The 10,172-nt window shown below is 61.7% G+C and carries 11 protein-coding genes and 1 pseudogene; 8 read left to right on the top strand and 4 right to left on the bottom strand.

Annotated elements, in window-relative coordinates:
* Positions 1-2 precede the first annotated feature (2 nt).
* The 7 genes from C664_RS20440 to C664_RS17340 all read left to right on the top strand — a co-directional run bounded on the left by C664_RS20440 (position 3) and on the right by C664_RS17340 (position 5,662).
* Positions 3-161 (top strand): cyd operon YbgE family protein, encoded by a 159-nt coding sequence (locus tag C664_RS20440; RefSeq protein ID WP_004291343.1) that lies wholly within the window; start codon positions 3-5, stop codon positions 159-161.
* A gap of 126 nt (positions 162-287) precedes the next feature.
* Complete coding sequence (locus C664_RS21055; RefSeq protein ID WP_004291342.1) at positions 288-584, top strand: NAD(P)-binding protein; 297 nt, start codon at positions 288-290, stop codon at positions 582-584.
* Entirely contained in the window at positions 560-1,627 is a 1,068-nt protein-coding gene (locus tag C664_RS17360; RefSeq protein WP_004291340.1) for an NAD(P)/FAD-dependent oxidoreductase, read from the top strand. The genes C664_RS21055 and C664_RS17360 overlap by 25 nt, the downstream gene beginning before the upstream one ends.
* Positions 1,628-1,640: 13 nt before the next feature.
* Positions 1,641-1,979, top strand: a complete 339-nt coding sequence (locus C664_RS17355) for a hypothetical protein (protein ID WP_004291339.1) — start codon at positions 1,641-1,643, stop codon at positions 1,977-1,979.
* Positions 1,980-2,008: 29 nt separating this feature from the next.
* A complete protein-coding gene (locus C664_RS17350; RefSeq protein WP_004291338.1) occupies positions 2,009-2,557 on the top strand; it encodes a rhodanese-like domain-containing protein in 549 nt (182 codons plus the stop codon).
* A gap of 312 nt (positions 2,558-2,869) precedes the next feature.
* The gene (locus C664_RS17345; RefSeq protein WP_038012260.1) at positions 2,870-4,516 is read left to right on the top strand and encodes a methyl-accepting chemotaxis protein; all 1,647 of its coding nucleotides are present in this window, start codon (positions 2,870-2,872) and stop codon (positions 4,514-4,516) included.
* 87 nt (positions 4,517-4,603) lie between these two features.
* Positions 4,604-5,662: an EAL domain-containing protein gene (locus C664_RS17340; RefSeq protein WP_157354225.1), complete on the top strand. Its 1,059-nt coding sequence runs from the start codon at positions 4,604-4,606 to the stop codon at positions 5,660-5,662.
* Positions 5,663-5,740: 78 nt separating this feature from the next.
* On the opposite strand, the gene C664_RS17335 is transcribed toward C664_RS17340, so the two are convergent.
* The 3 genes and pseudogenes from C664_RS17335 to C664_RS20435 form a co-directional block, all read right to left on the bottom strand.
* Positions 5,741-6,094: a NifB/NifX family molybdenum-iron cluster-binding protein gene (locus tag C664_RS17335; RefSeq protein WP_004291335.1), complete on the bottom strand. Its 354-nt coding sequence runs from the start codon at positions 6,092-6,094 to the stop codon at positions 5,741-5,743.
* A 58-nt stretch (positions 6,095-6,152) separates the two neighbouring features.
* Positions 6,153-6,743: a ubiquinol-cytochrome c reductase iron-sulfur subunit gene (gene petA / locus C664_RS17330; protein ID WP_004291333.1), complete on the bottom strand. Its 591-nt coding sequence runs from the start codon at positions 6,741-6,743 to the stop codon at positions 6,153-6,155.
* 360 nt (positions 6,744-7,103) lie between these two features.
* Positions 7,104-7,328, bottom strand: a pseudogene (locus C664_RS20435) (catalase-peroxidase); the annotation flags it as partial.
* A 564-nt stretch (positions 7,329-7,892) separates the two neighbouring features.
* On the opposite strand from C664_RS20435, the gene C664_RS17325 reads away from it, so the two are divergent.
* Complete coding sequence (locus C664_RS17325) at positions 7,893-8,366, top strand: PaaI family thioesterase (RefSeq protein ID WP_004291330.1); 474 nt, start codon at positions 7,893-7,895, stop codon at positions 8,364-8,366.
* Between the two features lie 403 nt (positions 8,367-8,769).
* Here C664_RS17325 and C664_RS17320 read toward each other — a convergent pair whose 3' ends face one another.
* A complete protein-coding gene (locus C664_RS17320) occupies positions 8,770-9,111 on the bottom strand; it encodes an HIT family protein (RefSeq protein WP_004291329.1) in 342 nt (113 codons plus the stop codon).
* Positions 9,112-10,172: the final 1,061 nt, after the last annotated feature.

Below are 10,172 nucleotides of genomic sequence, written 5' to 3'. Positions count from 1 at the left end.
CCATGGCGCTGTTCTGGGCCATGAGCGCGGGCTTCGTGCGCGGCGTCGGCTTCGTGCCGCGGCACCGGGCCTGGCGCCTGCTGTTCTCGGGGGGCGCCTGCCTGCTGGGCATCGCCCTGGCCGTCGTACGCCTCGCCTTCCTGCAGGGCGGCGCTATGTGACCTCGGTTACATAGCGCTGCTTGCAGTGTGTATATTTAAGTATTTACTTATATTATTGAAAAGGCAGCAACGATAAAACCGGCGCCGTGCGCACCGCACAGGCCCCTGCCCGGGAAGGAGAGACATATGTCCCACACGCCTGCCCCCCCCTGCGTAGCACCCGACGTCGACGAGACGCGACGTCGCCTGCTGTTCGGCGCGTCCGCCCTGCCCGTCGTCGCTGGTGCCGGTCTGTCGATCGGCCCCCAATCAGCACAGGCTTCACTGAAGACCTCGGCCCGCATCGTCATCGCCGGCAGCGGCCTGGGCGGCCTCGCCATTGCCAGCCGCCTGTCGCGCGAGCTGGACGGCGCAAAGATCACGATCATCGACCGCACTACCAGCCCGGCTACACCCTCGTGGCGACCGGCATCTGGCCGGTGAGCAAGGTCAGCGACCGCAACGCCGATCTCGTGCCCGCCGGCGTGGAATGGGTGCGCGAGATGGTGGCGGAGTTCGACCCTGAGGCCAACGCGGTCGTCACCGACAGCGGCAAGCGCATCGAGTACGACTACCTGGTGGTGGCCACCGGCCTGCATCTGGACTTCGCCCAGGTCGAAGGCATGGACGTCGCCGCCATCGGCACCCACGGCCTGGGCTGCGTCTATCCCAGTCCGACCGCCGCCGAAGCCACCTGGCAGGCGATGAACGCCTTCCGGCAGAAGGGCGGCCGAGCGCTGATGACCCTGCCCGCCACACCACTCAAATGCGCTGGCGCGCCGCTGAAGATGACCTTCATGATCGCCGACCGCCTGCAGCAGGCCGGCACGCGTGAGGCCTCGAAGATCGACTTCCACTCCGCGCTGGGCAACATCTTCAGCGTGCCGCGCATCAACGAGGAGGTCCTGCGCCGCTGGGCCGAACTGGACATCCCGGTCACCTTCAACAGCAAGCTGGTGGCGGTCGACATCGGCGCGCGCCGCGCCACCGTGACGAGCCCGGAAGGCGAACGCAGCGAGATCGACTATGACTTCATCCACGTCGTGCCGCCGATGCGCGCGCCCGACTCGGTGAAGAACAGCCCGTTGTCGTGGCAGGAAGGCGGCTTTGCCGCCGGCGGCTGGTTGGAGGTCGACCCCAAGACCCTGCGCCACCGCCGCTTCCCCAACGTCTTCGGCATCGGCGACATCAACGGCACCGCCAAGGGCAAGACCGCCGCGACGGTCAAGAAGAGCGCGCCGATCGTGGCGCAGCACCTGATCGAGGTGATCGCCGGCCGCGAACTGTCACTGGTGTTCGACGGCTACACCTCCTGCCCGCTGCTGCTGCGCGAAGGCTCGGCGCTGCTGGTCGAGTTCGACTACGAGAACAACCTCACACCCTCACTGCCGATGATCGATCCGCTGCAGGACAGCTACTTCGCCTGGGTCATGAAATACCGCCTGCTCAAGCCCGCCTACATGGCCGTGGCCAAGGGCCGGGTCTGAGGGGAGAGACGACATGTACGAGATCTGGCTGACCCTGAACATCCTGTTCGAACTCGGGATGCAGTACCTGCCCGCCGTCGTCGGCACCGTCGTGCTGTGGCTGGCGCTGATGCTCTTCGCCGCCACCCGGCCTGGCGCCAGTTGGACGAAGGCCCTCGCCCCGGCCTTCATCACCGGCCTCATCGCCACGGCGATCACCTTCTTCATCACCCCAGCCATGACCAAGTCGTCCTTCGCCAACATGGGCTACTGGGTGGACTGGATGAACCTGTTCTTCTACGCCGCCGCCTTCGGCGCGGTCGCGGCCGCGCTGGCCTGGCCGATCGCTGCCTACCTGCACCGCAAGGCCTGAACCCAACCCATCACCGGAGAACCCATCAGATGAAGAAGCTCCTGATCGCTGCCGCCATCGGCTTCGCCAGCCTCACCGCCCATGCGACCGACATCGGCCTCTCGGCGGCAGAGGCCTATGCCAAGATCCAGAAGGCCGAACCGAACGTGCTGTTCATCGACGTCCGCGACCCGATCGAGATCATGTTCGTCGGCTTCAGCGATGCGGTGCACGCGAACGTGCCCTTCATGCTGGTCGACCGCGCGCAATGGAATGCCGAAAAGGGCGTGTTCCGCCTGTACCGCAATCCGGACTTCGTCAATCAGGTGAAGCTGGAACTCGCCCGGCGCGGTCTGAGTGCCGATGCCGAGATCATCACCATGTGCCGTTCGGGCAGCGAGCGCGGCGAACCGAGCGCCGCCCTGCTGCGCGAGAGCGGCTTCCCCAACGCACGCTACGTCATCAACGGCTTTCAGGGCGACGCGATCAAGGACGGCCCGCAGGCCGGCTTCCGCCTCAAGAACGGCTGGCAGAACAGCGGCCTGCCGTGGTCGTCCAGGATGAACGCAGACAAGATCCACCGCGTCGACCCGCGCTGACCCCGCGAAGGCGCCCGCGCCAGCAAGCCCGGCTCTGTGCCGGGCTTTGCTTTGCCAAGTCCGTCGAGGTGGGCGGAATGCCCTACTTTCCAAACTGCGGTAACGCTGGCGGGACGATCGAACTTCGACAGGACTGAATTTCCGATGGCCTACCGACCTCCAGGGTGAATAAACGCGCCGGCCACCTCGACACCCGCCTTCGCGGCAGAGCGCCTTTCATAGCGCTGTCCTATAGAAACCATACCTATTAACGATTTGAAAGCTATACCACCTGAAATTAAAGTTAATTTTCACTAATTCGCCAAACTCATCATGTCATCCTCATCCCTCACCACAGGACAACGCCTAGCCATGGGCTTTGGCTTGGTGCTGGCTTTGATGATCGGGATCACCGCCTTCGGTATCCAGAAGGTGAACCTTATCGACAACACCCTGACCGAAATCACCGATGTGAATGCGGTGAAGCAGCGCTACGCCATCAACTTCCGTGGGAGCGTCCATGACCGGGCCATCAGCCTCCGCGATGTGACGCTGGTGCGCGACGCCGCCGGCCTAACCGCCGCCCTGCAGGATATCGAGCGGCTGACCGCCTTCTATCAGGACTCTGCGGCCGCGCTGCACAAGCTCTTTGCCAGCGACCCGGAGATCAGCCAGGAGGAACGACAGTTGCTGGCAGCGATTCAGACAGGCGAAGCGCTCAGCCAACCGCTGATGCAGCGGGTGATCCAAGCCCGTCAGGACAACGATGTCGCCGGCGCCCAGGCCCTGCTGCTCGCAGAGGCCCGTCCCGCCCTCAGCGAGTGGCTGACCCGCATCAACGCCTTCATTGACTATCAGGAAAAACGCAACCAGGCCGCGACCGCCCATGCCCGGGAAGTAGCCGGTCAATTCGCCCTGTTCATGGTGACCCTGTGCAGCCTCGCCATCGTCATCGGCTCCGTCATTGCCTTCCAGATCACGCGGCAACTGGGCCGCGCCCTGGGCGGGGAGCCTAACCAGGCGGCCCAGGCGGTCACCCGCATCGCCAGCGGCGACCTGAGCATGCCGGTGCGAGCCCAACACCCGGACAGCATGCTGGCGGCGGTCTCCCGCATGCAGGACGACCTGCGCAACCTGTTCACCGATATCGCCCAGGCCGCCATCGAGCTCTTCCACAAGGCTGAACAAGTCGCAGAGGCCTCGCACAATGCCCGCGACGCCGCCGCCAACCAGGCGGATGCTTCTGCCGCCTCCGCCGCCAGCATCGCGGAGATGACCACGAGCATCAATGAGGTATCCCAGATCGCCCACCTGACCGAGGCCAACTCGGCCCGCACTGCCGAACTGTCCGAACAGGGCGTGAAGCTGGTGCAGCAGGCTGCGGCGGAGATGGCCCGTATCGCCAGTACCGTGGTCGAATCCACCACCCAGATCCGCAGCCTGCAACAACGCTCCCAGGAGATTGGAGGAATAGCCAGCGTAATCCGGGAAGTTGCCGAACAGACCAATCTGCTTGCCCTCAACGCCGCCATTGAGGCCGCCCGGGCCGGAGAGGCCGGCCGCGGCTTCGCCGTGGTGGCCGACGAAGTACGAAAGCTGGCCGAGCGCACCCGCAACTCCACCGCCGAAATCGCCCGCATGATCGAGCTGGTGCAGCACGAAACGGAGCAGTCCGTCGCCGCCATGGACACCGCCGCGCCCCAGGTACAGCAAGGCTTGGCCCTGGCCAATGAGGCAAGCGGCATGCTGGGAGAAATCACTCGACAGGCACAGGACTCCCTCAGGAACGTGCAGGACGTGGTCCGGGCTACGGTCCAGCAGGCGAGCACCGCTACCGACCTCGCCCAGCAAATGGAAAAGATCAGCGCGATGTCTCTGGAAACCCATGGCGCAATGAAGGAAAACACGGCCGCCGTCGCTGACCTCGAACAGATCTCCAGCCGCCTGCGCCAGCAGGTGGGCCGCTTCAAGCTGGGTTGAGCAATGCCAGTCCATTGCCTGGTCTTTCACCTGGCGGGGATGGAGGCCCTGGAGGCGAGCAGGGGTGCGGCAGCCGTCGCAGGCGCCTTGAGCGAGCTGGATCAGGGCGTAGCCAGCATCATCGGGGAAGTCTTGTCCGGCAGTGAACGGAGTCCTCTGCCTCGCGACTTGCCCCCGGGAATATGGCTGATCCCCTATCGCAGCCGTACTCTTGATACTCCGGACAATCTTAACGGCCGCTTGCTCGGAGGCCGCCCCGAAAACCATCACGTCGCCGTGCTGACTGCGACGACCCAACTAGCTGGCCAGCTGGCACGGGATATCTTCGGGAGTGCCACGGCGGCGCTGGCACGCTTTCGAGTACATCAGTTTCCCGGCTACCCCGATCTGCAGCAGGTGTTGCAAACACTGGAATCTGCCCCTCGCTTGGGGTGTACCTCCGCCGAAGCCCAGTTGCAAACGCTGCTGCACCAAGGGGGGCTACGCACTCTCGTGCAGCCGATCGTCCGCTTTCCTGACGGACAACTGCTCGGCTACGAAGCACTTACCCGCGGCCCAGCAGGTAGCGCGCTGGAACGTGCCGACCAGCTCTTTGACACTGCTGCCCGCTGCGGCCTAAGTCGGGAGCTGGAGATCGCCTGCGCCTGGCAGGCCTTAAAACAAGGGAAGGCCCTGCTACCTCATTACTGGCTCACCATCAACCTCTCCAGTGCTGGCCTCACAGATGACGCCCTGCGCCGCGCCTTGGGCCGACCTGGTATCGTGGTCGAAATCACCGAACATCTGCCGCTCAACCATGCCCGCGCGCTGCTACCCCTCCTAGATGAACTGCGCGCCGGCGGCGCCCGTGTCGCCTTGGATGACACGGGTTGCGGCTATGCGGATCTGGAAGCCGCGAAGGCCCTGCAACCGGACTTCGTCAAGCTGTGCATTACCATCATCCGCAGCCTGGGCCGCAACCCCGCGCTGCTGGCCGATCTGGCCCAGAGCACGGCCACCCTCAAAGGGCTGGGAATCGAAATCCTGGCAGAGGGCGTCGAACGCGTTAACGAAGTGGAGATACTTCGCGACTTCCCCGTCGACTACGCACAGGGATGGCGCTACGGTCGACCACAGCCAATCGAAACTGCCCTTCCTGTCGCCTGAAGGTCACCCCTTACTGAATACAGCATATCCGCCGGCATTAACGTCATCGAGTTGCACTGGAGAGCTCAAAGGCAATGATCAGTGACGATGTTCGTGCTCGTCGTGAGGGAGCGCCGGCTTGACGATACCTTGCGTGTAATCGATGACGGCCTGGACCGGATCGGTCTCACCCGTAACGATGAGTTCGATGCCACGTTGTGCCATACGGACACGGAACCCCTCCCCTGCCCCACCTGTAATCAGCGCGGCCACCCCATCGATCGGGTGAAGACTTCCCCTGAACTCGTGAAACGACATTTCCTTGCCCAAGTCCAGGCGATCGACCTCGCGCGGAGAGCAAGGACAGCTGATATCAAAGATCAGGAAGCGACGCGTCTTGCCCGCATGGGCAGTGACCGTGCGAAAATTCTGGCTCGTAACCGCGATCTTCATTTTTGTGCGCTCTTCAAAGACTATGCTTGGCCAATAAAAGATAGGTGAGAGTGTGTCGTCAAGCTGCAGCGCTATCGTCCTCGCCGATCAAAACCAGGCTATCGCTCAACCACTTGTGCGGGGGAATTTCGAGGTTGGTCGGCGCAGGTTGGCTCAGGAATACTCGCCCCGCCAGATCGAAGATCGAACCGTGGCAAGGGCACAGGAAACCGCCTGGCCAGTCCTCTCCGATCCCACTGGTAGCACCCGGCGCAAACTTCTCGGACGGCGAACATCCCAAGTGCGTACAAATACCGATTACGACGAGGAATTCCGGGTTGATCGACCTGTGACGGTTCGCCGCGTAATCGGGCTGTTGAGGTTCGGCCGACGCAGGATCGGCTAAACGCGACTCGTGGCCTTCAAGGGCTGCAAGCATCTCGGGAGTCCGACGCAACAGCCATACCGGCTTCCCTCGCCACTCGAATGTCATCATTTCACCGGGCGCCAGTTTGCTGACATCCGCCTCTACGGGCGCACCCGCCGCGCGAGCCCGGTCGGACGGCGTCAAGCTAGCGACGAAAGGAACGGCGGTGGCCGCAGCGGCGACTGCACCGACACCGGAAGTTGCGATCAGGAGTCGGCGGCGCTCTTTCAGGGTATCGGACATGATGTGCTCTCTCGTTGGACACGGATCCGTCGAGACGACGGAAAAAAGGGGCGGAGCTTCGACACTTCGCTGGGACCGAATCAGTAAGGGGAGTGGCCGCAAGAGGGATACGGCCTGCCTGATTGTCCCGAAAACCCCGCCTCCTGAGAGAGACCTAGCAAACTCTGTGCCACAGATTGCAAGGCAGCAACCAGAGCGCATTCGACCGCTGGCGCTCTGCCTCTGGGCGACCGAACCTGCCAGACTGCCACTATGGCATTGCCAACTGCCAGACATCGGAAATACTGGCAAAAAAACATGCCAAGCCGGCGCTCCCCAACGACGACAGACCCGCTGGCGACGGGGTGCCCCCAAGACATATCAAGTCAGATCGAATCGATCTGCATTCATGACCTTGGTCCAAGCAGCAACGAAGTCACGAACGAACTTCTCCTTGTTGTCATCCTGGGCATACACCTCGGCGTAGGCACGCAGGATCGAGTTTGAGCCGAAGACGAGGTCCACCCGCGTCGCGGTCCATTTCAAGTCGCCGGTTTTGCGATCACGAATCTCATAAAGATTCCGGCCTGAAGGCTTCCAGGTGTAGGGCGTCCTCATCGCTGACGGCATTCGCGGGCATGGCAACCGGCCCCCATTCGCCAGCACTACCGCGCTGGATGCGGCCAGCAAGCAACTCTTGAGCACCCGGTTCCCCGGCACGACGGGCGGCGATGTCCCTTTAGCCTGGCCCCACAATCATGGCGCCGAACCCATGGCAGTTCATGCAGTATTTCGCCCGTGCCAGTTCAGCCGACGCAACGGCAGACTGACCGGGCAGAAGCAGCGTCGCCACGATCGGTAATAAGAAAACCGATCGCCGACTCAAGTGGCACTCCTCTTCTGCATCGCGCAGCAAGGTCACGCCTTCTTGATCACGGGCGTGATCATAGGTTTGCCACGCCCGGACCGCGCTTTCGTGAGCGTATCAGACACTCCACGTCTGACCGCAAAGGGAGAGAAGCGGTGTGGCGTCGGTGGCGGTCGCCATATACGACCGCCGAGATGCACCATTGGCGGAATTTGCACGCAGCTTGTCCGCGCCCGCAATCCGCGGCGAGGCGAGTTCCGCATAGCATCGAGGCACCACAGACGTCTCGAGAGGACAACAACATGAAGGCATTCCAGGACTACTACCCCGAGAACCTTGCCCACTGTTACGGCTGCGGCCGCAACAATGAGCATGGGCACCAGATCAAGACCCTCTGGGATGGCGACGAAACGGTGACCCGTTATCAGCCGAAGCCGGAGCACACCGCAATTCCCGGTTTCGTCTATGGCGGCCTGCTCGCCTCGCTCATTGATTGCCACGGCACGGGTACGGCCGCGGCAGCCATGTATCGCGCCGAAAACAGGGCGATGGATAGCCAGCCCCCGTTCCGCTTCGTGACCGGGTCACTGCACGTAAGCTATCTCAAGCCCACCCCGCTTGGCCCGGAACTCGAGATCCGGGGTCAGGTGAAGGAGATAAAGGGCCGCAAGGTCGTGGTCGAAGCGACCGTCTTCGCCGATGGCATCGCCACGGCCAAGGGCGAGATTGTCGCGTTGCAGATGCCTGACACCTTCACCAGTGCCGCGGCGAACTGAGTGACTGCGTAAAGAGACCATCCCACAATCACATCGTCGTCACGGCTCGCGTTCCCGCACCTTCTTCCTGCCTGGATTGCCCTCCTGCAGTTGGGTCTTGCTTCACTTGCCAGAGAGAGCTTGCGGAGGGCGTTTCACCTTCACCATGGCGTTCATACTGCCTGCGCACAAAAATGAGCCCGCCAATACGGCCCAAATGCGAAATTACCCCGCACTTTGTTTCGCGAGAGGTGATGCCATTCATCGCCTTTTCGATTGAAACGTGGATTTTCCATTGAAGGCTCGCTGCCTTAAGTACCCAAGGCGTGACACATCCTGATCGGACGCCCAAGCCCCCGAATAGAAAAAGGAATGTATCCCAACCAACCGAAGTGCCCAGGCGGAGCTGACTGCAAGGCTTGAATCAGCGACTAGGCCGATCGACAAGGCGCACGCACCTTCGACTGGGCAGCCGGACAGCAGCCCCGTCATCGATGCCAATGTTGAAGCCGTCGGGGTAGAAGCTGAGATCGAGATCGGCCTTCGCCTGCGCAAGCAGCTCGAGCACACATGCGCGCTCTGACTCGGTCAGCTTGAAGAAAGATCCAACGTGACGACACGGGAAGACCAAGTTGTATCCCTGCGACACCGGAAAGGCGTCGCGGATAGCCATCGCCTCGTCCACCAAGAGCAGGATGCGCTCCGCAATGCGCAGAAGGTGCAGCTCGCTTTGCTCATGCCTGAACCTTACTTCCGTCAGGCACAAGCAGAAGATGCGGGGTATCCCGCACTCATGCCAGCTCCCAACCCAGCGCCGCCTCCGCCGCCCGCGACACCACGATCTGAAGCGCCAACTGCGCAACCCAAAAGCGGGGAGGCAGCAGGTATGTAACACCCATCTCTGTACCCTATGTAACGGCCACTTCGGTGATGTAACAGCACCCTACAGTGCCAAATTGAAACGCTAGCGTGCCGAGTTTGCACGCTAGCGTGATTTCGAGCCCTCATTTTCGCAATGAATGAAACGATTTGGCAGCCCGTATAAACGACAAGGCCCTTGTGGTTTATACGGGCCGTCAGCCCCCCCTTCGGAATGCCAGTCATTAAGAATCATCAGCGTTACAGCGGGGTCTATTCGGACGCAGAGATCGCAATGCGAGGGAGAACGCTGAGCCTTCTCGCACGGGCGTCCTTAGCGATGTAACAGTGATCCGAAGCCGACGATAACGCTCGAATCGAAGGCGTTACATATCCAAGAAAGGAGCGTTACACATTTTAATTCCTACACTTACGAATCGGCACATCGGTGAAACGCTGGCAGTTCTCCATGAACCATGTCAATACTTGTAACGGACGCGCATATATTCGGGTGTGTAACACCCGATCAAAACCGCGTCCCAAGGCAGCATGAGAGAACCGTGGGAAACCGAAGAGCCGGCTGTCCGCCATAAATACGGTCAACGAAGGCAAGAGCTCAAGGCACCATACCGCAACGGCAAACCTCCCTTTCACAGGAGCAAGCGTTTCGATGAAACGCCAATCAACCAGAGGCGACCTGAAGGCACTCAGGATGCCCCGATTGAACAGGCGTCCACCTATTAAATGTTCAAGCTTGCCATAGCTCCTCACGACGGGGCACCCAACGCAGGATTACCCGTGAGCTGAGGCTGTTTGTATTTATCACGATTCTGATCATGCATCCGGCAAGCCAAGGTGAACCCGTCAGGCCCCCAACCCTCCACGGCTCCGGACAGCCCGTCATAATGCTAATAGCATCCCTCGCGATGAAAACGCGACGCGAATGATATGCGTCATGACGTATCCAAG

This window comes from Thauera sp. 63, assembly GCF_000310165.2.
Taxonomy (GTDB): domain Bacteria; phylum Pseudomonadota; class Gammaproteobacteria; order Burkholderiales; family Rhodocyclaceae; genus Thauera; species Thauera humireducens.
Note: the sequence above shows the minus strand (reverse complement) of the source record. Positions and strands in the feature narration are given on the sequence as shown.

What these genes read in the sequence shown, in the direction of transcription:
- C664_RS17335 (WP_004291335.1), bottom strand. Translation starts at nt 6,094, where the DNA reads ATGAAGATCGCGGTTACGAGCCAGAATTTTCGCACGGTCACTGCCCAT.
- petA (WP_004291333.1), bottom strand. Translation starts at nt 6,743, where the DNA reads ATGTCCGATACCCTGAAAGAGCGCCGCCGACTCCTGATCGCAACTTCC.
- C664_RS17345 (WP_038012260.1), top strand. Translation starts at nt 2,870, where the DNA reads ATGTCATCCTCATCCCTCACCACAGGACAACGCCTAGCCATGGGCTTT.
- C664_RS21055 (WP_004291342.1), top strand. Translation starts at nt 288, where the DNA reads ATGTCCCACACGCCTGCCCCCCCCTGCGTAGCACCCGACGTCGACGAG.
- C664_RS20440 (WP_004291343.1), top strand. Translation starts at nt 3, where the DNA reads ATGGCGCTGTTCTGGGCCATGAGCGCGGGCTTCGTGCGCGGCGTCGGC.
- C664_RS17325 (WP_004291330.1), top strand. Translation starts at nt 7,893, where the DNA reads ATGAAGGCATTCCAGGACTACTACCCCGAGAACCTTGCCCACTGTTAC.
- C664_RS17350 (WP_004291338.1), top strand. Translation starts at nt 2,009, where the DNA reads ATGAAGAAGCTCCTGATCGCTGCCGCCATCGGCTTCGCCAGCCTCACC.
- C664_RS17355 (WP_004291339.1), top strand. Translation starts at nt 1,641, where the DNA reads ATGTACGAGATCTGGCTGACCCTGAACATCCTGTTCGAACTCGGGATG.